18 protein-coding genes are annotated in these 22,385 nt (G+C 73.5%); 10 read left to right on the top strand and 8 right to left on the bottom strand.

Annotated features, from left to right (window positions below):
* Window positions 1–80 precede the first annotated feature (80 nt).
* Both ACFYYW_RS03360 and ACFYYW_RS03355 read right to left on the bottom strand, forming a co-directional pair.
* Window positions 81–788, bottom strand: a complete 708-nt coding sequence (locus ACFYYW_RS03360) for an SDR family NAD(P)-dependent oxidoreductase (protein WP_387644523.1) — start codon at window positions 786–788, stop codon at window positions 81–83.
* Between the two features lie 77 nt (window positions 789–865).
* Window positions 866–1,345 carry a hypothetical protein gene (locus ACFYYW_RS03355; RefSeq protein WP_387644521.1) on the bottom strand — a complete coding sequence of 160 codons (480 nt, stop codon included), beginning with the start codon at window positions 1,343–1,345 and terminating at the stop codon, window positions 866–868.
* 252 nt (window positions 1,346–1,597) lie between these two features.
* Here ACFYYW_RS03355 and ACFYYW_RS03350 point away from each other — a divergent pair, with 252 nt between their 5' ends.
* On the top strand, window positions 1,598–3,451 hold the full coding sequence (locus ACFYYW_RS03350) for a serine hydrolase domain-containing protein (RefSeq protein ID WP_352325832.1): 1,854 nt from the start codon (window positions 1,598–1,600) through the stop codon (window positions 3,449–3,451).
* A gap of 12 nt (window positions 3,452–3,463) precedes the next feature.
* On the opposite strand, the gene ACFYYW_RS03345 is transcribed toward ACFYYW_RS03350, so the two are convergent.
* The gene (locus ACFYYW_RS03345) at window positions 3,464–7,306 is read right to left on the bottom strand and encodes a protein kinase (protein WP_387644518.1); all 3,843 of its coding nucleotides are present in this window, start codon (window positions 7,304–7,306) and stop codon (window positions 3,464–3,466) included.
* A 210-nt stretch (window positions 7,307–7,516) separates the two neighbouring features.
* On the opposite strand from ACFYYW_RS03345, the gene ACFYYW_RS03340 reads away from it, so the two are divergent.
* Window positions 7,517–8,794 (top strand): NAD(P)/FAD-dependent oxidoreductase, encoded by a 1,278-nt coding sequence (locus tag ACFYYW_RS03340; RefSeq protein ID WP_387644516.1) that lies wholly within the window; start codon window positions 7,517–7,519, stop codon window positions 8,792–8,794.
* A gap of 109 nt (window positions 8,795–8,903) precedes the next feature.
* On the opposite strand, the gene ACFYYW_RS03335 is transcribed toward ACFYYW_RS03340, so the two are convergent.
* Together ACFYYW_RS03335 and ACFYYW_RS03330 are read right to left on the bottom strand one after the other, a co-directional pair.
* Entirely contained in the window at window positions 8,904–9,887 is a 984-nt protein-coding gene (locus ACFYYW_RS03335; protein WP_387644513.1) for a BtrH N-terminal domain-containing protein, read from the bottom strand.
* A 174-nt stretch (window positions 9,888–10,061) separates the two neighbouring features.
* Window positions 10,062–10,826 (bottom strand): S1 family peptidase, encoded by a 765-nt coding sequence (locus ACFYYW_RS03330; RefSeq protein WP_387644511.1) that lies wholly within the window; start codon window positions 10,824–10,826, stop codon window positions 10,062–10,064.
* Window positions 10,827–11,071: 245 nt separating this feature from the next.
* Here ACFYYW_RS03330 and ACFYYW_RS03325 point away from each other — a divergent pair, with 245 nt between their 5' ends.
* Together ACFYYW_RS03325 and ACFYYW_RS03320 are read left to right on the top strand one after the other, a co-directional pair.
* Window positions 11,072–12,136 (top strand): serine hydrolase domain-containing protein, encoded by a 1,065-nt coding sequence (locus ACFYYW_RS03325; RefSeq protein WP_364417595.1) that lies wholly within the window; start codon window positions 11,072–11,074, stop codon window positions 12,134–12,136.
* Between the two features lie 29 nt (window positions 12,137–12,165).
* Window positions 12,166–12,642 carry a protein-tyrosine phosphatase family protein gene (locus ACFYYW_RS03320; protein ID WP_387644508.1) on the top strand — a complete coding sequence of 159 codons (477 nt, stop codon included), beginning with the start codon at window positions 12,166–12,168 and terminating at the stop codon, window positions 12,640–12,642.
* 26 nt (window positions 12,643–12,668) lie between these two features.
* Here the strand turns inward: ACFYYW_RS03320 and ACFYYW_RS03315 are convergent, their stop codons facing one another.
* The gene (locus ACFYYW_RS03315) at window positions 12,669–14,279 is read right to left on the bottom strand and encodes a RecQ family ATP-dependent DNA helicase (protein ID WP_352325844.1); all 1,611 of its coding nucleotides are present in this window, start codon (window positions 14,277–14,279) and stop codon (window positions 12,669–12,671) included.
* Window positions 14,280–14,402: 123 nt separating this feature from the next.
* On the opposite strand from ACFYYW_RS03315, the gene ACFYYW_RS03310 reads away from it, so the two are divergent.
* Entirely contained in the window at window positions 14,403–14,852 is a 450-nt protein-coding gene (locus ACFYYW_RS03310; RefSeq protein WP_387644505.1) for a DUF6789 family protein, read from the top strand.
* A gap of 13 nt (window positions 14,853–14,865) precedes the next feature.
* Here the strand turns inward: ACFYYW_RS03310 and ACFYYW_RS03305 are convergent, their stop codons facing one another.
* Complete coding sequence (locus ACFYYW_RS03305; RefSeq protein WP_387644502.1) at window positions 14,866–15,339, bottom strand: GNAT family N-acetyltransferase; 474 nt, start codon at window positions 15,337–15,339, stop codon at window positions 14,866–14,868.
* Between the two features lie 197 nt (window positions 15,340–15,536).
* On the opposite strand from ACFYYW_RS03305, the gene ACFYYW_RS03300 reads away from it, so the two are divergent.
* From ACFYYW_RS03300 to ACFYYW_RS03290, 3 genes are all read left to right on the top strand, one after another.
* Window positions 15,537–17,945, top strand: a complete 2,409-nt coding sequence (locus ACFYYW_RS03300; RefSeq protein ID WP_387644499.1) for a PQQ-dependent sugar dehydrogenase — start codon at window positions 15,537–15,539, stop codon at window positions 17,943–17,945.
* 25 nt (window positions 17,946–17,970) lie between these two features.
* Window positions 17,971–19,719, top strand: coding sequence for a CBM35 domain-containing protein (locus ACFYYW_RS03295; RefSeq protein WP_387644497.1), 1,749 nt, complete (start codon window positions 17,971–17,973; stop codon window positions 19,717–19,719).
* Window positions 19,720–19,783: 64 nt separating this feature from the next.
* On the top strand, window positions 19,784–20,326 hold the full coding sequence (locus ACFYYW_RS03290; RefSeq protein ID WP_387644494.1) for a cysteine hydrolase family protein: 543 nt from the start codon (window positions 19,784–19,786) through the stop codon (window positions 20,324–20,326).
* Here ACFYYW_RS03290 and ACFYYW_RS03285 read toward each other — a convergent pair.
* On the bottom strand, window positions 20,316–21,152 hold the full coding sequence (locus ACFYYW_RS03285; RefSeq protein ID WP_387644492.1) for an alpha/beta fold hydrolase: 837 nt from the start codon (window positions 21,150–21,152) through the stop codon (window positions 20,316–20,318). The genes ACFYYW_RS03290 and ACFYYW_RS03285 overlap by 11 nt on opposite strands.
* A gap of 72 nt (window positions 21,153–21,224) precedes the next feature.
* On the opposite strand from ACFYYW_RS03285, the gene ACFYYW_RS03280 reads away from it, so the two are divergent.
* Complete coding sequence (locus ACFYYW_RS03280; RefSeq protein ID WP_387644489.1) at window positions 21,225–21,776, top strand: helix-turn-helix domain-containing protein; 552 nt, start codon at window positions 21,225–21,227, stop codon at window positions 21,774–21,776.
* A 125-nt stretch (window positions 21,777–21,901) separates the two neighbouring features.
* Window positions 21,902–22,327, top strand: coding sequence for an ATP-binding protein (locus ACFYYW_RS03275; RefSeq protein ID WP_387644486.1), 426 nt, complete (start codon window positions 21,902–21,904; stop codon window positions 22,325–22,327).
* The last annotated feature ends 58 nt before the right edge of the window (window positions 22,328–22,385 follow it).

Genomic DNA, 22,385 nt, shown 5'->3' with positions numbered 1-22,385 from the left:
CCGCCGCCCCCCCCCCCGCGGCGCACCTCCCGGCGGCCGGGGGGGCCCGGCGCCCCCCCGGGGGGCGCCCCGCGGGCCGGTCACCAGGCGAGGGGCCCCTCGGCGTCGAAGTAGCCGCCGGTGGGGCCGTCCGGTCCCACCTGGGCCATGCGCACGATGATCTCGGCGCCCTGCTCGACGGTCTGCAGGCCGGTGTTGCCGTTCAGGTCGGTACGGGTGAAGCCGGGTTCGACCGCGTTGATCCGCATCTGCGGGAACGCCTTCGCGTACTGGACGGTGACCATGTTGACGGCCGCCTTCGAGGCCGGGTAGGCGACGCCCGGGTACGCATGGCCGACCATGCCGGGGTCGGTCATCCGGGACAGCGAGGCCAGGCCGCTGCTCACGTTGACGACGACCGGCGCGCCGGATCTCCGCAGCAGCGGCAGGAACGCGTGGAGCACGCGAACCATGCCGACCACGTTCGTCTCGAACGTGCGCCGCATCATCTCGGCGGTCAGCTCCGCCGCCCCGGCCACCCGGCCGTCCTCCATCTCCACCTGGATGCCGGCGTTGTTGACCAGGACGTCCAGCCCTCCGTCCGCCTCGACGGCCCGCGCCGCCGCCGCCACGGACGCGTCGTCGGTGACGTCCAGCGCCACCGCCCGCGCGCCCAGCCGCTCGGCGGCCAGCCGTCCACGTCCGGCGTCCCGGCTCGCGACGTAGACGGTGTGCCCCGCGCCGACGAGCTGCCGGGCGGTCTCGAACCCGAGGCCCTTGTTGGCCCCTGTGATCAGTGTTGTCGTCATGGGCGGGACGTTAGGAATTCGAGCGCGCTCGAAGTCAATTCGTCCCGGCGTTCCCGGCATCGGCGCACCAGCGGCCCTCAACCCGCGCCGAACCCGATGACCTTCCAGGGGGCGTCGTCCGACTGCCGGCCCGTGAGGAACATGTGCGGCCAGTGCCTGTCGTCGTTCGGCGGGTCCTCATCGCACCGGCGCACCTCGATGACGACGGCGACGCTTCGCACCTGCCGATGGCCGCCGGGGCCGTACTCGTCGGGTGTCGGCTCGCCGACCTCGGAGACCTGCACGTCGGCCCAGGTGTCCAGCGGGTCGTCGGGCCAGCTGTGGACGCGCCGGTAATGAGCCGGCGCCGACAGAAGACGAACCGCTTCGTCGTCACGGGCGGCGACGGCCGCCAGATAGGCACGCACCACCACATCGGCGGCCGCGTCCGGCTTCGGCAGGGTGACCGGCGGCCCCTGCGTGACGGAGCAGGTGGAACAGCCCGTACCGACGCACACCACGAGCAGGGTGACCAGCGTCGCGAGCAGCTTTCTCGTCGTCAACCCGTCATCCTTCACGCTGGTACGGCCGAATACGGAAAGAGGGCGTCAAGGTGGGATTCCCGGCGCCAGGGTAGCGGACGTCGGCGTTCGGGGGAGGCCAGGACGCGGCGGTTGTCGTCGGCAGCCGTGCTCGCGCAGGGTCCTGGTCAGCCCGTCCCTCAGCAGGAACCCCTCCCCGGCCCGGGCCGGAGCCGGGCGCGGTTGGCCCTGGCCGGACATCTCTGCCAAGATCACCGTGTTTCGCCCCGCCTTGCACCGAGGAGCCCTGTGGACAGGAGACGTTTTCTCACCCTGACCGGTGTCGCCGGACTGGCGGCCGCCGCAGTGCCCGCCACGGTGCCCGCCGGGCCCGCCTTCGCGGCGGCCTACCCGTCCGCGGACGCCGGGCTGACCGCCGAGGCGCACGCCAAGCTGGCCGAGCTGGCTCCCTACGGCGTCACGGCGCTCGCCTTCACGCCGTCCGGCGGCTGGGTCATGGTCACGCAGGACGGGCGGTACTTCGCCCGGGGCATCCCCGACGCCTGCTTCACGGAGCTGGGGGCGCTGGTCAAGGCCGGCCGGAAGGTCAACGCCGTCGCCTTCCCGCCGGAGGGCGGCGACCGGTGGGTGATCACCACCGACAAGGGCGTGTCGTCCCGCGGCCTGCCCGCGGCGTGCCTCAGCCGGATCAAGGCGTACTACACCGCCGGGCAGCAGGTCGTGGACGTGGCCTTCCCGCCCGCCGGGGGCGACCGCTGGGCGGTCGTCTCGTCCGCCGCCTTCCAGGCCAACGGCGTGGACGACGAGTGCTACCAGATGATGCGCAATCTGACCCAGGGCGGCCGCCGGCTGACCCGCGTCGCCTTCCCCAAGGCCGGCGGCTGGGCCCTGGTCGCCCAGGACGAGTTCCACGCCCGCGGCATCGACGACGCCTGCTTCGCGAAGATGAAGAGCCTGGCCGGCGGCGGCTGGCAGCTGCACAACGTGGCCTTCCGGCCGGGCGGCGGCTGGGCGCTGTGCTCCCGGGGCAAGGCGCCCGCGCTGCCCGCCGACCGGGTGCGCCAGTTCGAGAACGCGGTCGGCGGCTCGACCATCTGGCAGCGGATGAGCGCGTACAAGACGCCGGGCGTGGCGGTCGCGGTGGTCGTCGGCAACAAGATCGCCTGGTCCACCGGCTACGGGCGGCTCGCCGCCGGCGGCGCCCCCGCCGCGCATCCGGAGAGCGCGTTCCAGGCCGCCTCCATCAGCAAGGCCGTGGCCGCGGTGGGCGTGCTGCGGCTGCTCCAGACGCGCAAGATCGCGCTCACCGCCGACGTGCGCCCGCATCTCGGCTGGACGCTGCCGGCCCGTCCGTGCGTGTCGCCGACGGCGGCGCCGACCGTCGAGCAGCTGCTGACACACCGGGCCGGGGTCGTCGGGCGCGGCTCCACCTCGCCCGCCGGGGCCTGCTCCGGCTTCGATGCCGGCGGCGGCGGCTTCGCCGGGTACGGCGCCGCGGCCACGGTCCCGTCCCTGCTGCAGATCATGAACGGCGAGGGCAACTCCCCCAGGATCGAGCTGTCCACCGAGCCGGGCGCCGAGTACCACTACTCCGGCGCCGGGTACGTGCTGCTGCAGCGCATGGTGGAGGAGCTGACCGGCAGGTCGCTGGCCGACTACATGGGCCAGGAGGTGTTCGCCCCGCTGGGCATGGCGGGCAGCTCGTACGCGCTCTCCCCCGCCTTCGAGCTCGCCTCCGGCCACACCTCGACCGGGACGGTGATCCCGGGCGGCCACAACCGGTATCCCGAGTCGGCCGCCGCCGGCCTCTACACGAACGTGCTCGACCTGTGCCGCCTGGTGTCGTACCTCAACCGGGCCTGGACCGCCACCGGCGACATCGCCGGGCCGCTCACGCGCGCGTCGGTGCGCTCGCTGCTCACCGAGGGCCCGCAGCCCGGGATGGGCCGCGGCCTGTTCGTCGCCGGCTCCGGCACCCGGAACTTCTCCTACACCCACGACGGCTCCAACTACGGCTTCAGGTCGGTGTTCAAGGGCTATCCGGAGCTCGGCGCGGGCTACGCCGTGCTGGCCAACGGCAACGACACGGCGCTGGTCAACGAGGTCGCCGCGGCCGTCAGGTCGGTCTACGGCTGGGCGTAGGGCCCGGCGGGGTCAGGCCGGGCCCTTCTCCAGCTCGGCCAGGCGGCCGACCAGCTGGGCGGCGGTCGGCCGCAGGGCGGGGTCCTTGGCGAGGGCGTCGGTCAGCAGCGGGCGCAGCAACAGGGGGGCCGACTCCACGTCGGCGTTGCCCTCCACGATGTTGAAGAACACCTTCTCCAACGAGCCCTCGCCGAAGGGCTGCCGGCCGATGGCCGCGAAGAGCAGCGTGGCCCCCCAGGCGTGCACGTCGGCCGGCGGCCCCACTTTCTGCCCCGAGATGATCTCGGGAGAGAGGTAGCCGGGGGTGCCGACGAACATGCCCGTCATGGTGAGCCTGGTGGAGTCGACGGCCTGGGCGATGCCCAGGTCGATCACGACGGGGTCGCCGTCCGCCAGCAGCACGTTGCTCGGCTTCAGGTCGCGGTGGACGACCCCCGCCGCGTGCATGGCGGCCAGCGCCTTCGCCATGCCCCTCCCCACGCGGATCAGGGCGGCGACCTCCAGCGGCCCGTGGCGGCCGACCAGCTCGTTCAGGGGCACGCCGGGCACGTACCGGGTCACGATGTAGGGCGGGTCGCCGGTCACGTCCGCGTCGACGACCTCGGCCACGTGGTCGTCGCGGACCAGCCGCATCGCCTCGACCTCCCGGGCCAGGCGCCGCCGGGCGAGGGCGTCGCCGGCCACTTCGGGACGCAGCACCTTGATCGCCACCTGCCCGCCGCCCGGCTCGACGGCCAGGTGCACCACGCCGGTGCCGCCCTCGCCCAGCCTGCGAAGCAGCCGGTAGGGGCCGAGACGTTCACCGTGCGGACCGTCGTGGAGGCCGAGACGTTCACCGTGCGGACCGTCGTGGAGGCCGAGGCGTTCACCGCGCGGGCCGTCGGCGGGCGCGCCCGGCTGCTCGTCCTCCAGGCGCATCCAGCGCGACCGGCCGAGGGTGACGGTGGTGCCGGGCCGGATCGTCACCGGCTCGTCCGGCGGAAGGTCGTGGGCGGCGGCCTCGCCGGGGATCCGCAGGCGGGTGCCGTGGGCCGAGCCCAGGTCGATCACGTTGACGTCCCAGCCGTCGGGCTTGACCCGCAGGTGGTGGCGGGAGACCGTGCTCTCGGGGTCGGCCAGCTTGACCGGGCGGGCCCGGCCCGCGACCACCTCGGGGGCCGTCTCCGGGGAGCGGCCGAGCAGGTAGGTGGCGTCGAGCCGGAGCCTCGTCCCGTCGTCGAGGACGAGCGTCCCGAGCGGCGGCCGGCGGCCCTTGTGCGGCACCAGCGTGGGCTTGAGCGCGCGGCCGCACACCGCGCAGGCGGCCGCGCGGGGATCGTTGAAGTGCCCCTTCTTGCAGTCGACGCCGTACACCTGCACGTCGTCCTGGGCGACGTCCGGCAGCGGGACAGTCCACTCCTCCGGCCGCCGGACGGGGCCGGGCGTGTCCGGCAGATGGAGCGCCCGGCCCTCGGGGGTGCCGGCCAGGGCGGCCAGCAGGTCGGCGGGGTGCTGGAAGCGGTCCTCCGGCCGGCTCGCCGTCGCCCTGGCGATGATCTCCCGCAGGTGCGGCAGGCCGGTCAGCGCCGACAGGTCGACCCGTCCGCCCAGGATCGCCGCGATGACCGCGGGGATGCTGCTCTCGCCCGGGTACGGCGACTGCCCGGTCAGCGAGAAGTACAGGAGCACGCCGAGCGAGTAGAGGTCGGACCTGACGTCCACCACCTCGTTCCGCACGGCCTCGGGCGACATGTACGCGGGCGTCCCGACGATGGCGTCGCCGGGGCTGGTGATCTCGGCCGCCCCCCTGCTCTTGGCGATGCCGAAGTCGACGATGACGGCGTCCTTCGACGGTTTCATCATGATGTTCGACGGCTTGAGGTCGATGCGGGTGACCCGGCGGCCGTCCAGGTAGGTGAGCGCCTCGGCGATCTGGACGCCCAGGCGGACCGCGTCGGCGGGGCTCAGCGGGCCCTGCTGGCGCACGATCTCGCTGAGCGTGCGCCCTTCGACCAGCTCCATCACCAGGATCGGCCGGCCTTCGTCGTCGAGGGCGACGTCGTAGGTGCGGACGATCCTGGGGTGGTCGAGCTGGATGGCGATGGCGGCCTCCCTGCGCAGTCGCGCCTCCCCGTCGGGGTTGCCGGACGGGAAGCGCCGCGGCACCTTCACCGCCACGTCCCGGGCCAGCACGATGTCCCGGCCCCGGTAGACGGTGCTCTGGCCGCCCTCGCCGATGAACTCGACCAGCTCGTACCGGGCGCCGACCGTGCGCAGCACCGACTCGACCCCGGCCGGCTCCGGGCTCGCCTGCTGCGTGGGGACCACCGTGACGTCGCGGGCCGGGACGCGCAGGAACAGGTCGAGCGCGGCCCGTTCGCCCTCGTTGCCGAGGGCGATGCCGAGCAGGGTGTGCTTCAGCCCGTCGGCGAGCTTGTACGACACCAGCCGCGCGTCGGCGTCGCCGCCGTAGTTCGTCGCGTCCGGCCTGCCGGGGTCGCGGACCACGGTCAGCACGCCGTGCACCTCCAGGTGCAGCAGCAGCCGGTCGACGCCGGCCCGGCCGACGTGCAGCAGCGGGTCGAGCTCGGGCTGCTCGGCCGAGCCGACGATGTCGAGTGCGGTGAACGTGTCGCCCTGCCTGCGCAGGATCCAGTCCACGATGTAGTAGCCGGTGAGCCGCCACCGGTCCTCGTCGATCGGCACCCGGAAGAGCCGGTCCTGGCCGCTCTCCCGGAAGAAGAGCTCCAGCAGCTCCTCCAGCCGGGCGTAGAACGCGACGCGCTGCTCGTCCTGGTCGCCGATGACCAGGAACGGCCGCTCGCCCTCCCACCTGACCAGCTCGCCGAACTCCTGGAGCAGCCGGCGGGGGATGCCGCGCGCCTTGAAGCGGAGGTAGCGGGCCAGTTGCTCGAACTCGGCCGGCCGCTCGTCGAGCATCGCCTCCAGGAGGCGGCCGGGCGCCTCCCAGGAGCAGGGGACGTAACAGCGCCAGGCGAAGACGCTCTCGTAGACGCTGTTGCCGCGGCCGGTGTCCCTGACGACGTGGTCGTGCAGGTCGGGGCCGGCCACCACGAGGAAGTGCGCGCCCTGCGTGGTGAGCGTGTTCTTCAGGCTGCCCAGCAGCCGTTCGATCTCGTCGAGGCCGGAGGGGCTCGCGGTGAGCTTGTCCACCTCGTCCAGGACGATGATCAGATGGACCCGCCGCGGCCCGCGGGACCACCGGCGCCATCCGCGCCGCCGCGCCGGCTGCCGGGCCAGCAGGTTGATGATGCGCGCCAGGTCGTGCTCGACGTCGGTCTCGGAGTAGGTGAGGTAGGAGGCCTCCAGCCCGAGGGCGTGGGTGCGTTTGCCGGACAGGCTGCCGCTGGGGCTCAGCCAGCCGGCCGGCCCGGTCAGCTTCTTGGCGGCCGGGCCCATGCCGACGTTGAACGTCGCCGTGCGCTCGGAGGAGTCCGACTGCGTCTGCTTGAGCCCGAACGAGGTGCGCACGTGCGCGAGCAGCAACGCGCGCCGCGCCCCCGCGTCGAGGCGTTGCAGCACCCGCCGGTCCTGCAGCGTCTCGTAGGTCCGCCTGACCACGGCGAAGAGCAGCTGGTCGGGCGTCATGGGACGGGCGACGTTCAGCGAGACGGGCACGACGAGCTCGTCTTGGGGACGTCCGGCGGCGATCTCCGCCACCGCGCGCATGACGACCGTGCTCTTGCCCACGCCGCGGAACCCGGTGATGAGGAACGTGCCTCCGCGCGACCAGCGCAGCCGCTGGTTCAGCTCGTCGACGAGCTCGGCGTTCCCCAGCAGCGGCATCGACTGCTCGTCGTGGCGCAGCGGCTCGTGGATGTAGCGGAAGGAGCCCTTGAGAGGAACCCTCAGCATTCTCACCCCTCGTTCGGCGGAGCAGATCCCCTGGGACAAACGAGGACGCCGTAGCCCCGGTTCCCCCGCGAGTACCGTACGCGCCGGTCGCGCCGTCCGCCGCCGGATGCCGCGGTATGCCGCCGCCGGATCATGGTCGCCGCCGGCCCGTCGCACGGTCGTCGCACGGTCGTCGCGTCTGAGCTGCGGGGACGCGGGTAGGGCCCTGGCATGGACAACGAGCGGAGAACGGCGGGGGCCGTCATCGTCGTGGGGGCCGGGATGGCGGGGCTGGCCTGCGCGGTGCGGCTGCACGAGGCCGGCGTGCCGGTACGCGTGCTGGAGGCGTCCGACGGGGTGGGCGGCCGGGTGCGCACCGACGTCGTGGACGGGTTCCGGCTGGACCGCGGCTACCAGGTGTTCAACACCGCCTACCCCGAGGCCCGCCGGATGCTCGACCTGGACGCGCTCGACCTGCGCCCGTTCGCCTCGGGCATGATCGTCCAGGGGAGGCGGGCCAGGGCCAGGGTGATGCTGCCGTGGCGGCATCCCCGGCACGCGCTGAGCGGGCTGCTGACCGGCCTCGGCACGCCGCGCGACGACGCCGTGCTCGCCGCCCTCACGGCACGCGACCTGGTGCTGCCGGCGTCCCGGTTGCGCGGCGGGCCCGACCGGCGCACCGACGACGAGCTGCGCGCCTGGGGCATGTCGGAGAGGATGATCGACTGCCTGATGCGTCCCTTCCTGGCCGGGGTGCTCCTGGAACGCGACCTGGAGACCTCCAGCCGGATCTTCCACCTGTTCTGGCGGTCGTTCGCGCGCGGCACCATCGGGGTGCCCGCCCTCGGCATGGGCGAGATCCCGCGCCGGCTCGCCGACCGGCTGCCGCCGGGCACCGTCACGCTCGGCGCCCAAGTCACCGAGGTGAGCCCCGGCGGCGTGCGGCTCGCCGACGGCGCCACGGTCGGGGGCCGGGCCGTGGTGGTGGCCGCCGACCCGCGGGCCGCGGGCCGCCTGCTGAGCGAGATCGAGACGCCGGAGATGCGCGCGGTGACCACCTTCTACCACGCCGCGCCCCGATCCCCGATGCGCGAGCCGATCCAGATCGTGGACGCCACCGGGGCCGTCACGGACACCCTGGTGCTCACCGACGCGGCCCCCGGGTACTCCGCCGACGGGCGGGCCCTGGTGTCCACGTCGGTCCTGGGCCTGGCCGACGACGAACGCCCGGTGCGCCGCCGCCTGACCGAGATCTACGGCGACACCTCCGGCTGGGAGCACGTGGCGACGTACCAGGTGCCGGCGGCGCTGCCGGCGATGCGGCCGCCGTACCCGCTGCGCAGGCCGGTGCGGCTGCGCGCCGGCCTGTACGTGTGCGGCGACCACCGCGACACCGGCTCCCTGCAGGGGGCGCTGGTGTCCGGCCGGCGCGCGGCCGACGCCGTGCTCGGCGACCTCCCGTCGCTGCGCGCGGCCGACCTGACCGCCATCGACCGGGCGGCCGTCTAGCGGCCCGGCCCGCCCGGCATGCCCGGCCCGCGCTCACAGCGCTCACAGCGCGCGCAGAGCGCTCCGGGGGCCCGCTCATGGCTGGCGCAGGCCGTTGCGGGGCCCGCGGTCACAGTTGGCGCAGCGCCTGCATGGCCTCCCGTTCGATGCGGGCGAGGTCGTGCAGGACGGTTCCGGCCTGCTCCAGGTACGCCGCCTCGCGCCCCTCGCCGGCCTTGGCGATCAGGGCGGCCACGTCCGTCCACAGGGCGGCGGCCTCGGCGTACAGGCGGTGGCCGGCGCGCAGGCGGTCGTCGTCGACGAATGCGGCGCACTCGCCGAGGAAGTCCCGGTAGAGGGCCCGGAACAGGCCGCCGCCGGTGCCGCCCTTCTCCATGAGGAGGGCGGCCAGCGACAGGTCATGCGCGGGCTCCGCCACGCGGTCCAGCCACGTGGGCACCAGGCGGGCGGCTTTGTCGATGCCGCGGTGGCCCAGGTTGGCGATGGGCGCGGCGAGGAACGCCTCGGCGCACGCCCTGATCGCCGGGACGGCCCGCTCCCGCCAGGCGGGCGGACCGGCCGGCAGCGTGAGGGTGAACGAACGGTTCCTGGCGGTCATCGGGCCGCGTTCGGCCCGCGCCGCCGCCAGGCTGTCCCGGCTCGTCCGCACCGCGCCGCCCTGTTGCGCGGTGTCCACCAGGTACGCCTGCCGCTCGTCGTAGCCGTACATCGCGACGACGTGGCCGCCGAAGTGCACCTTCGAGCCGAAGTAGTCCAGGTGGTAGCTGTCGAGCTGGAGGCCGACCGGCAGGCCGCCGTCGAGGCGGGCGGCCACGTTCTCCCAGGCCCTGCGGGCCGAGCCGGTCTCGGCCACGGCCAGGGTCAGCCCGAGCCTTTCGGCCAGGTTCCTGGTGAGCTCGAACGGCTTGACCCGGCCGCCCAGGAACGGGACGTCCATGCCCTTGGCGTCCCAGTAGACGAAGGACAGGCCCGAGCCGAGCCCGAACAGCATGGGCTCGGACAGGTCGAGCCCCTGGTGGCGCAGCAGCACCCCCAGCGCCGTCGTCTCGCAGTGCTCCATGCCGCGAGCCTCGATGCCTTCCACGATGGTCATGCGCCGCTCTCCTCTGGCCGGTTCGATCATCGGACGCGGGGCCGCCGGCCGGTACGGCCCCGTCAGGCAGCCTGCCGCCTCCCACGGGGGGAGAGTCCATCGTCCCGCTCCCGCCGCGCGACGGCGGCGGCGGCCCGGCCGGGCGGCCTTCAACCGCCGGTGCGGCCCCGCCGGTCAGCTGTAGGCGCGGATCGTCCGGTCCAGCCAGTCCGCGTACGCCGGCACGCTGGTGTACAGACCGGGGCCTTCCGCGCAGGACGGGCTCTTGGCGCCGGGCCCCGAGGTGACCCCGATGAGCTCCCACCGGCCGTTCCTGCCCCGCTGCAGCTGCGGGGAGCCGGAGTCGCCGTTGCACGCCATCGCCTTGGGCACCCTGCTGACCGTGCACAGGCGGGTTGCGCTCGCGTATCCGGGCCCGCACTCGGACGGGGCGCCCCGGCGCGTGTCGAGCTGGTTGAGCCGCGGGGACATCTTCCAGTCGGCCGGGTCGGGCTTGGACTCGGTGACGCCGAAGCCGATGATCCGGGTCGGGGTGCCGGGCCGTCCCGGCCGCGCGGCGATCGGGACGGGCGCCTGGGTGACGGGACGGTCCAGGCGGACCAGGGCGATGTCGTTCCTGTTGGGGGTGTTCTGGGAGTAGCGGGGGTGCGGCACGGCCTGGGCGATCTTGCGCACCTCCCCGCCCGACGTGCGCTGGTCGCTGCCGACGCGGACCGTGCCCTGCGGGATCGACCCGATCTCCATGTCCAGGCAGTGGGCGGCGGTCACCACCCACTGCGGCGCGATCAGGGCCGCTCCGCACACGCCGTCCGTGAGCCCCATGGCCGGGGCCGAGATCGGGATCGAGGCCATGAACGGGTACGCCTCCGTGGCCTTCCCGCCGTTGACGATCGCTCCGGCGCCGCCGGCGGTGACGGCGAGACAGGCGGCCCCCGCCACGGCGACGACGGCGGAACGGCCCAGGAGACGACCAAGCGATTGATGACTAAACACCGGATATATCCATTTCAGTGCGTGATTACGATGAAATCACGCTATCTGCGAAGAATTCGCCTCCATCAGTACGCCAGCACGCCAACCCACGGTAGGGACAACCCCACTCCCCACGCGCTGCGGTTTTCCGCAGCAGGACTGGGCGGAGCACCGCATTCCGCCGTCCGGCCGATCTTCCTAACGTTGACCGCATGATGCAGACGATGATGAACGTGCTGGTGGCGGCCACGATGGCGGCGGGCGGCCAGGGCGCCGGAGTAGGGCAGGAGCTGGCCGCGATCGTGGCGGGACAGGGCGCGACGGCGGCCCTCGCCCGGGTCACCGACGAGCGCGGCACCTGGACGGGCTCGGCGGGCGTCCGCGACGTCGAGCGCGGCGGACGCCCCTCGCCGGGCGGCTACTTCCGGATCGGCAGCGTGACCAAGACCTTCGTCGCCACCGTGGTGCTCCAGCTCGTGGACGAGGGAAAGCTGAAGCTGGACGACCCGATCGCCGGCCACCTGCCCGGTCTGGTCCCCGGCGGCGACCGGATCACGGTCCGCGGCCTCCTCGACCACACCAGCCACCTGTACGACTACATGAGCGAGCCCGGCTACTCCACCAACCGCTGGCGCGGCGAGGCCCGCTTCCGCTCCTACCGGCCGGGCGAGCTGCTCAAGGTGGCCTTCGCCAAGAAGCTCCCCGACGACGGCAGATGGCACTACTCCAACACCAACTACGTGGTGCTCGGCCTGCTGGTGGAGAAGCTGACCGGGCACACGTACGGCGAGGAGGTCGCCCGCCGGATCCTGCGCCCGCTGGGCCTGCGCCACACGCTGGTCCCCGGCGACCGGGCGGGCCTGCCGTCCCCCCACGCCAAGGGGTACGAGCCGATGCCCGGCCTCGTGGACGCCACCCGGATGAACCCCTCGCTGGACTGGGCCGCGGGAGAGATGATCTCGACCGCCGCGGACCTGGAGCGGTTCATGTCGGCCCTGCTGGGCGGCAGGCTCACCAGCGCCGCCTCCCTGAAGGCCATGCGCACGACCGTCGAGACCGGCGCCGGGTTCCGCTACGGGCTCGGGCTGCAGGCGTACGCGCTGCCGTGCGGCACGGTGTGGGGGCACAGCGGGGAGCTGATCGGCTACCTGACGTTCGCGTTCCGCTCGGACTCGGGCAAGTCGCTGACCCTGTCGCTCAACCCCTCGACCAGGAACCCGTCCACGGCGGAGATCATGGGCATGGCCGTCAAGGTATTCTGCGGGACCTCGGGCTGAGCCGGCCCCTGACAGCACGAGGAGGTTCCGTGACCATTTCGACGGACGGCGGGACGGGCGAGCCGCCGCTCGCGGGCGCCTTCCGGCTCCCGGACGGCTCCTGGATCCGCGGCCGGGGCCTGCGCCACCCGCTGCCGGACGGCCCGGCACCCGGCTTCGGCCTCTACCTCGGCTCGGCGCGGCTGACCCGCCGTCACGAGGACGCGCTGCGCTGGCCGCACGCGTGGATCGAGTGGCCCGACTTCCTGCTGCCCCGCGACCGTGACGCGGCCGTGGAGGGGATCCGCGACCTGCACCGGCGGGCGCGGGCGGGCGAGGCGGTCGAGGTGGCGTGCGGGGGCGGCGTGGGCCGCACCGGCACGGTCGTCGCCTGCCTCGCCGTCCTGGCCGGCCTCGACCCGGCCGACGCCGTCGCCTGGACGCGCGAGCACCACCACCCCCGGGCGGTCGAGACCCCGTGGCAACGCCGCTGGATCCTGCGCTTCCCTGGCCCGGCCCGGCGCTAGGCCGGTCCGCGCGGCCCTTCGCCGGCTCAGATCTCGGTGAGCAGGCCCTCTTCGAGGACCACGTCGAGCTGGAGCTCGCGGTATCCGGCGTCCTCGAACAGGACCGTCAGGCGGTCCTCGCCGCGCTGGATGACCTGGCCGGGCCCCCACGCGCGGTGTTCCACCCGGGCGTGCAGCGGGAAGGGGCCGCCCTCCCGGGGGGCCTGCTCGGCGGTCCCGGCGCGGCAGGTGTCGCAGTTGCCGCAGTTGTCGGCGAGCTCCTCGCCGAAGTAGCCGAGCAGGAAACGCCGGCGGCAGTCGGTGGTCTCGGCGTAGCGGCGCATCATCTCCAGCCGGCTGCGGTCGACGTCCCGGCGGCGCTCGGCCAGCTCCCTGGCGCGGCTCGCCGCCGCGCGGGGATCGAGGCCGGGCACGGGATCGACCTTGCGGGTGCCGAGCCGTACCGCGCCGGCTCTCTCCAGCAGGTCAAGCAGTGCGGTCAGGCGTCGCGCCGACAGCCCGGCGCGTTCGGCCAGGCCCTTGCGGTCGCTGCCGGGGCCGGACTCGGCGACCGCCTCGGCGACCCGCGCCAGCCGCTCCTCGTCGGGCGTCCCGCCGGTGAAGAAGCGCTGCAGCCCCAGGTCCTCGGGCCGGTAGAAGAGCACGGCTTCGGCCGGGTCGCCGTCCCGGCCCGCCCGGCCGATCTCCTGGTAGTACGCGTCCGGCGAACCGGGGATCTCGGCGTGCAGGACGAAACGCACGTCCGGTTTGTCGATGCCCATGCCGAAGGCGTTGGTCGCGACCACGACGTCCAGGTCACCGGTCATGAACCGGTCGTGCACGGCGTCCCGTTCGGCCCGGCGCAGCCCGGCGTGGTAGGCGGCGGCCCGTACGCCGGCCTCGGCCAGCAGCCCGCTCAGCCGGCCGGTCTGCCGGCGCGAGTTCGTGTAGACGATGCCGGGCTTCTTCGCCGCCGCGACGGTCGTGACGATGTCGTCGGCGGGGTCGTCGAGCGCCCGGCGCACCTCCAGCGAGATGTTCGGCCGGTCGAACCCCTGGACGATCTCCACCGGCTTGCGCATGCCCAGCCGCTCGGCGATCTCCGCCCGTACCGGCGGGGCGGCGGTCGCCGTCAGGGCCGCGACGACCGGACGGCCGAGCGCGTCGGCCACCGCGCCGAGCCGCAGGTAGTCGGGGCGGAAGTCGTGCCCCCAGGCCGAGACGCAGTGGGCCTCGTCCACCACCATGAGCGAGGGGCCCGCGGCGGCCAGCTCGCGCAGGACGTCGGGACGGGCGAGCTGCTCGGGCGCGCAGAACAGGAACTCCGTCTCCCCCGCCCGCAGCGCCTGGAACGTCTCCGCCCGCTCGGCGGCCCGCGTTCCGGCGTCCAGGCTGACGGCCTCCTCGTCGCGGTCGCGCAGGGCCTCGACCTGGTCGCGCTGCAGGGCGATGAGCGGCGAGACCACCAGGGTCGGGCCGCGCAGCAGCAAGGCCGGCACCTGGTAGATCGCCGACTTGCCGCTCCCGGTGGGCATCACCACCAGCGTGTCCCTGCCCTCGGCCAGGGCCGTCATGGCCCGGAGCTGGCCGGGCCGCAGGTCGGTCAGGCCGAGCGCCTGCCTGGCCACCCGCTCGCATTCCGCCGCCGTGTCGCCCATCCGGTCCTCTCTGGTCGGGAAGACCGTTCCTCCTGCCCCGCCGGCCGGCCGGCATGTCAGCCGCCGGCCGTGATCTGGGTCATGGCCCGTTTCCGGCGTTCCGTCCCGGGCACCGGGCTTCACATGCGCAACCTCATGAAGGGCGCCGCGTCCGGCGCCGTGGCGACCGCGGCGATGAGCGTGGTGATGCTCGCCGGCAGCCGGGCGGGCCTGATGGAGGACCAGCCGCCGAAACGCATCGCGCGGGCGGTGCTGCCCGGCCACCGGCACCGGTCCAAACCGGGCGAGGGCGTCGTGGGGGCGCTGGCCCACCTGGGGTTCGGCGTCACCGCCGGAGCCCTGTACGGCCTGCTCACCCGCGGGCGCCGCACCCCGTCCGCGCTGGGCGTCGGGTACGCGCTGACGATCTGGATCGCCAGTTACGAGGGCTGGATCCCGAGCCTGGACATCCTGCCGCCGGTCTCCCGCGACCGGCCCGGCCGCCCCGCGGTGATGGCCCTGGGGCACGTCGTCTACGGATCGGCCCTCGCGGCGACCCTGAACCGGCTCAACGCCCGGACAGACCTCCGATGAGCGGACGCGGACGTCATCGGGGCGGGAGCCGCAGCTCGAAGACGACGCGATCGACGCCGGGGCCGTCGTAGTCCGGGACGGGCCCGGTGACCGTGAAGCCCATCGCGGCGTGGAAGGCGATGGACGCGCTGTTGGCCGGGGAGGTGATCGCCCTGACCCGGTCGCGCCCGTCGGCCGCGGCGAGCGCGAAGAAGCGCCGGTAGAGGCGGCGGGCCAGGCCGCCGCCGCGCAGGCGTGGCGCGACGCCGACGAAGTGCACGTAGGCGAGGCCGGGCGTCGAGGGCGACAGGATCCCGACGAGGAACCCGGCCAGGCCGTCGCCGTCCTCGGCCACCAGGCTGGTGCGGTGGAAGTGGTCGAGGAACAGGCGCGGCAGCCCGGCGCTGATCGGCCGGCCCCACCAGTCGTCCAGCACGGCGACGATGCGGCCGTGGTCGTCGGGCTCGGCCGGTCGCAGGCGCGCCTGTCCGGGGTCGTTCAGGTTCATGATCACGTATCGTCCCCGCGCCACCGCTCGGCTGTCCAGCCGCCGGGGTGAGGGCCGTCCGCACCTCCGATGTCTCTTCCGGGCCGAGTTAGTAAAGTTTCCTAAAGTTGGAGCGTTCCAAGATCTACAACTTGTTGACGGGCGTGACTCGCTGTGGGAACACGATGAAAAGCCGCTCACCCCCCAGGAGCCACCCGATGAACTCGTGGAAGCCCCGGTTATGCGTCCTCGCGCTGGTCGCGGGCGCGCTGGCCGTGCCCGCCGGCCCCGCCGACGCCGCCCCCACCCGGTACGAGGCCGAGAACGCGACGCTCTCGCAGGGAGCCGTCGAGTCCAACCACACCGGCTACTCCGGCAGCGGCTTCGTGAACGGCGACAACGTCGCCGGCTCCTACACGGAGTGGACCGTCAACGCGCCCGGCGCCGGGACCGCCACGCTGGCCCTGCGCTACGCCAACGGCACCACCGGCGACCGGCCCGCCGACCTGGCCGTCAACGGCTCGGTCGTGGCCGCCTCCCGCGCCTTCGCCCCCACCGCGAACTGGGACACCTGGGCCACGGTCACGCTGACCGCCCAGGTCAAGGCGGGCCCCAACACGATCAGGGCCACCGCCGCCACCGCCGGGGGCAACCCCAACTGGGACTACCTCGACGCCGACGTCCAGGTCAGCGGCTTCACCGACTACCAGGCCGAGACCGCCACGATCGCGCGGGGCGTCGTGGAGTCCAACCACGCCGGCTACACCGGCTCCGGCTTCGTCAACTACGACAACGTGACCGGCTCGTACGTCGAGTTCCAGGTCAGCGCGGCGGCCACCGGCCCGCAGAGCCTGACCTTCCGCTACGCCAACGGCACGACGATCGACCGGCCGCTGAGCGTCTCGGTGAACGGCGCCGCGAGCACCCGGTCCTTCCCCGGCACCGGCGCGTGGACCACCTGGAACGAGGTCACGCTCAACGCCACCCTGAACGCGGGCGCCAACACCGTACGTGCCACCGCGACCACCGCGGACGGCGGCCCCAACCTCGACCGGCTGCGCGTCAGCGGACCGGCCGACACCCAGAAGCCGACCGCGCCCGGCCAGCCGGTGTGCGGCGAGATCACCCACAACAGCCTGAAGCTGGACTGGCCGCCCGCCACGGACGACATCGGCGTCGTGGCCTACGACATCTACCAGCAGGGCCAGCTCATCGCCACCGCCCCCGCGCCGCCGGCGACGCTGACCGGGCTGAACCCCGACTTCGGCTACCAGCTGTCGGTGTTCGCCCGGGACGCCTCCGGCAACGTCTCGCTGAGCAGCCCCGAGGCCGCCTGTCACACGCTGCCCGCGCCGCCGGACGACCCGCCCTCGCCGCCCGGCCCGCCCGCGGTCAGCGGCGTGCAGCCCACGTCGGCGACCGTCACCTGGGCCGCCTCCACCGACGACGGCGGCGTGCGCGCCTACCTGGTCCGCGACCACGCCTCCGGCGCCGTGCTGGCCACCGTCACCGGCGCGCCGCCCGCCACCAGCACGAGCGTGCCGCTGGAGTGCGCGCGCACCTACCAGCTCGACGTCGTCGCCCGCGACACCGCCGGCCAGCTCTCCGCGCCGAGCCCGGCGTCGGCCTCGTTCACCACGGGCGGTTGCGGGACCGTGCCGCAGACGCCGACCTCCGTCGCGGGCGGCTGGGACGTGCCCTGGGACGCGTCCTGGACGCCGGACGGCTCGTTCGCGCTGGTCACCGAGCGGGACACGTTCAAGGTGTTCAAGGTGACACCGTCGGGCACGAAGACGCAGGTCGGGACCGTGCCGAACGTGCAGACCACCGACGGCGAGGGCGGCCTGATGGGCCTTGACCTCTCCCCCACCTGGAACGGCACGACCGACCAGGAGGTGTTCTTCATGCACACCGCCGCCGAGGGCAACCGCATCGCGAAGATGAACTTCAACGGCAGCACGCTCAGCGGCTACACCACGATCCTCCAGGGCATCGACAAGAACCGCTACCACAACGGCGGCCGCATCCGCTTCGGCCCCGACGGCTACCTGTACGCCACCACCGGCGACGCCCAGCAGTCGGCCAACGCGCCCAACCTGAACTCGCTCAACGGCAAGATCCTGCGCCTGACCAGGACCGGCGCCGCCGCGCCCGGCAACCCGTTCGGCACCCGCGTCTACAGCTACGGCCACCGCAACCCGCAGGGCCTGGCCTGGGACTCCGCCGGCCGGCTGTGGTCGTCGGAGCTGGGCAACTCCGCGCGCGACGAGCTCAACCTGATCCAGCCCGGCAAGAACTACGGCTGGCCCACCTGCGAGGGCACCTGCACCACCTCCGGCATGACCAACCCCAAGTACACCTGGGGCGTCGCCGAGGCCTCGCCGAGCGGCATCGCGATCGTCGGCAACACGGTCTTCATGGCGGCGCTGCGCGGGCAGCGGCTGTGGCGCATCGTCCTGAACGGCGAGAACGTCTCGACCGTCAACTCCTACTTCAACGGCACGTACGGCAGGCTGCGCCTGGTCGAGAAGGTGCCGGGCGCCGCCGCCATCTGGTTCGGCTCGACCAACTCCGACAACAACGGCGACGGCAGCGCCGACACGATCCGCCGCTCCGCCATCCAGTAGCCCCCCACCCCCCGAGGGAGTGACCGTGCTCGCAACCCGCTTACGCACCCTCGTCCCGGTCGCCGTCGCGTGCCTGGCCGTCTCCGCGCTCGTGGCGCTGCCCGCGCGCGCGGCGACCGTGCGCTACGAGGCCGAGAACGCCACCAACGTCCAGGGCGCCGTCGAGGCGAACCACGCCGGGTTCTCCGGCACCGGCTTCGTCAACAGCGTCAACGCGGCCGGCCCGTACACCGAATGGACCGTCGACGCCCCGGCGGCCGGCACCGCCACCCTGGCCATCAGGTACGCCAACGGCACCGGCTCCGCCCGCGTCGCCGACGTCTCGGTCAACGGCACGGTCGTGTCCGCCGGGCGTTCGTTCGGCGCGACCGCGAACTGGGACACCTGGGCGACCTCCACCCTCACCGCCGCCCTGAACCGGGGCGACAACAAGATCCGCGTCACCGCCGCGTCCGCGGGCGGCAACCCCAACCTCGACTTCCTGGAGGCCACGACCGCCGACGCCCCGGCCACCGAGTACCAGGCCGAGGCGGCGACGCTGACGGGGGCGAGCGTGGCCACCAACCACACCGGCTACACCGGCGCCGGGTTCGTCGACTACGTCAACGCCCCCGGCGGCTCGATCGAGTGGTCGGTCAACGTCGCCGAGGCCGGCAGCCACACGCTGACCTTCCGCTACGCCAACGGCACCGCCGCCGGCCGCCCGATGGACGTCGCCGTCAACGGCGTCACCGCGGTGACCGGCCTGGCCTTCCCCGGCACCGGCAGCTGGGACACCTGGGCCGACGTCCGCGCCACGGTGACGCTGAACGCGGGCGTCAACACCGTCCGCGCGACCGGGACCGGCGCCGAGGGCGGCCCGAACGTGGACAGGCTGTCGGTCAGCGGCGCCGGCGGCGCCGACGGCCAGGCGCCCACGGTGCCGGCGAGCCCGCGGGTGACCGGCGTCTCGGCCACCGGCATCTCCCTGGCCTGGACGGACTCCACCGACAACGTGGGCGTCACCGGCTACCGCGTCTACGAGGGCACGACCGTGGTGGCGACCTCGCCCACCGCGAGCGCCACGGTGGCGGGGCTGGCCGCCGGGTCCACGCACACGTACACGATCACGGCGGTGGACGCGGCGGGCAACGAGTCCGGGCACAGCGCCGCGGTCACCGGCACCACGACCGGCGGCGCCGGCGGGCCCACCGCCGACCAGCTGCTCGCCAAGGTCACCACGTGCGCCCAGATCTCCAACGGCAAGTACAAGACCGACTCCGACGTCTCCTCCGGGACCGTCGCGGTGTGCGGCAAGACCGGCGGCGTGTTCTGGAAGGGCGACCTGGACATCGACTGCGACGGCGTGCGGACCGCTCAGTGCAACGAGAACACCGACTGCTGCTTCCAGGCCGAGACGTTCTGCCACACCACCTCGGACACGCCGCTCAACGCCGCGCAGCTCCCGTACGTGGTGGTGCCGAGCCCCAGCTCGATCTGGGACTACCGGACCAAGGGCATCGGCTGCGGGACGGTGGTGGCGGTCATCTACAACGGCCAGGTCGAGTACGCGGTCACGGGCGACACGGGCCCGTCGGGGATCATCGGTGAGGCCTCCTACCGCACCGCCGCCGACCTGGGCATCAACCCCGACCCGAGCAACGGCGGCGCCGACTCCGGCGTCACGTACATCGTGTTCACCGGCTCCGGGACGAAGGTGGCGGCCATCGAGAACCACGACCAGGCCGTGACGCTGGGCCGGACCCTCGCCCAGCGGTTCATCGACCAGAACTGACCCACCCCGCCATGCCCCGATTCGTCCGCGATAAAACGGCAGCTAGCTGGACAGAACTGGGGTTATGGCAAGATCTGCGCTGGTCGTCATCGACATGCTGAACCCGTACGAGCACCAGGACGCCGAGCGGCTCGCCCGGCAGGTGGAGCCGATCGTCGAGCCGCTCGCGGACCTGGTGGCGCGGGCCCGCGAGCGGGACGACGTCGAGCTGGTGTACGTCAACGACAACTACGGCGACTTCGCCGCCGACCGGCGGGAGATCGAGGAGCGGGCGATGAAGGGCCGGCGGCCCGACCTGGTGCAGCCGGTCCTGCCGCCGTCGGGGTGCGCGTTCCTGCCCAAGGTGCGGCACAGCGCCTTCTTCGGCACGGCGCTGGAGTACCTGCTGTCGCAGAGCGGGGTGGAGCGGGTCGTCCTGGCCGGGCAGGTGACGGAGCAGTGCGTGTTGTACAGCGCGCTGGACGCCTACGTGCGGCACTACGAGCTGACCGTGCCGCCCGACTGCGTGGCGGCCATCCATGACGATCTCGGGCAGGCGGCGCTGAACATGATGGAACGCAACATGTCCGCCCGGCTCACCCCGTCCGGCGAATGCTTCACCCGATGAGCCGGGCCGTGCGGTCGGCGACGAGCTGCGGCTGCTCGGCCTGGACCAGATGGCCCGAGGGGACGTCCTCGTGGCGTCCGTCGGGCAGGCTGTCGGCGTAGCGGCGCTGGTGCTCGCGGTTGGCGGCGTGCTGGCGCTCCCGCCCTCGCGCGGCGCGGGTCACCGACAACACGATCGTCGGGCAGCTCGGCGGCCGAGGCGGTCGCGCCCGGAACTCCGGGATCGCGGCGGTCACGGCCCGGATCTCCTGGCGCGTCCGGGCGATGCCGGCGGGGGTGAAGTCCTCGGCGAGCATGGTCCGGTAGGTGTCGGCGGGGAACAGCCGCCGGACGTTCCCGCTGAACAGCCGCGCCGGCAGACGGAACCGGCAGAGCGCCTGCGTCACCGCCATCACGCGGTCGACCTGCGCGGCGGTCCGGTCCCAGGTGTCGTACACCGGCGAGGTCTCCGGCAGGACGTCGGCCAGCAGCAGCCCCCGCAACCGGGGACCCAGCAGCTCGGCGGCACGCCGCGCGACCAGCCCGCCCATGCTGTGCGCGACCAGCACGAACTCCCCCGGCACGACGGCCTCGGTCATCGCGACCAGGTCGGCCGTCAGGTCGTCGATGCCGAGCGGCCCGGCAGCGGGGCCGCTGCGCCCGCGCCCGGCGCGGTCGTAGGTCACCAGCCGCGCCCTGCTCGCCAGCAGCGGCGTCACCGCGTCCCAGCAGGTGCGCCCGCAGCCCCCGCCCGCCTCGAAGACCACCGGTAAGTGCCCGTCACCGGTCTCCTCGACATAGACGTGCCGGCCGTTCACCGGCACCCTCCGCCCCGGCACGTCCCGCATGCCGCCTCCTCCGCTCCGCGAACCGAACGTTTTCATTTTGGATAACGGTATCTCACATGAAATCGTTGGGCCATGGACCCTGTCGAGCAGCTGCTGCACCCCGTACGGCTGCGCATCGTGCACGCCGTGGCCGCCGCGGGCACGATGACGATCGCGCAGTTGTGCGCCCGCATGCCCGAGGTTCCCAAGATCACCGTCTATCGCCAGGTCGCGCACCTGACCGAGGGCGGGTTCCTGGAGGTCGAGGGCGAGCAGCGCGTACGCGGCGCCACCGAGCGCCGCTACCGGCTGCGCCGGGACCGTCCCGCGATCGACGCGGGAGCCGCCGCGTCGATGTCGCTCGACGACCACCGCAGGGGGTTCGCCGCCGCGATGGCCGTCCTGATCGCCGAGTTCGACGCCTACCTGCGCCACGAGGGCGCCGATCCGGTCGCCGACTCGGTCTCCTACCGGCAGGGCACGGTGTGGCTCAGCCCCGGCGAGCTCGCCGCGATGCTGACCGACCTGCTGGCCGTGCTGGGCGAACGGCTGGGCAACACCCCGGCCCCCGACCGCGCCCCCTACCTGCTCAGCGCGATCCTGTTCCCCTCCGGCGAGCCGCCCGCGCACGGAACCGGCCGGTAGGCCGAGGTCGTCCGCATCCCGGGCAGGCGCGGCACGCCTTCCGGAGCGGTTTCACGGAATTTCCGGCCGAATGTCGTATCAGGGTGCTTAGGATTTGCGGCGGGGGGCCGGTACCGGCCAACGGGATGAATCAGGCGGTGACCATGGGCGAGTCCTTCGGGCTGCACGTGCCGATCGGTACGAACCTGGGTCACCTGCGGCGCCTGGTGGGCGAGTTCGCCCTGGAGTCGGGGCTCGACAGGCAGCGGGTGGAACGGCTGGTGCTGGCAGTCAGCGAGGCGGCCGGCAACGTCCTGGAACACGCCCGGGCGCCCGGCACGGTGAGCGCCCGCAGCGACGAGGACGGCGTGACCGTGCACGTGATCGACGAGCGCGGCGCCCTGACGGACGCCCACCTCAACCGCGTCCCGGCCTGGCCGCCGCAGCGCGGCATGGGGTTGTGGATGATACAGCGCGTGTGCGACCGGGTGACGCTCGACCATCCGGACGGCCGGTCCCGGCTGGAGCTGTTCATGCGCCGCGTCCCCGCCGACCAGGACGGGCAGCCGTGAACCCGCGCCCTCGCCCGGCTCCAGCGGCACCGCCGTGCTGCGGAAGCGGTGGCCGCCG

The sequence above is a fragment of the Nonomuraea sp. NPDC001831 genome, assembly GCF_042892035.1.
In the GTDB taxonomy this organism is placed as follows: Bacteria; Actinomycetota; Actinomycetes; order Streptosporangiales; family Streptosporangiaceae; genus Nonomuraea.
Note: the sequence above shows the minus strand (reverse complement) of the source record. Positions and strands in the feature narration are given on the sequence as shown.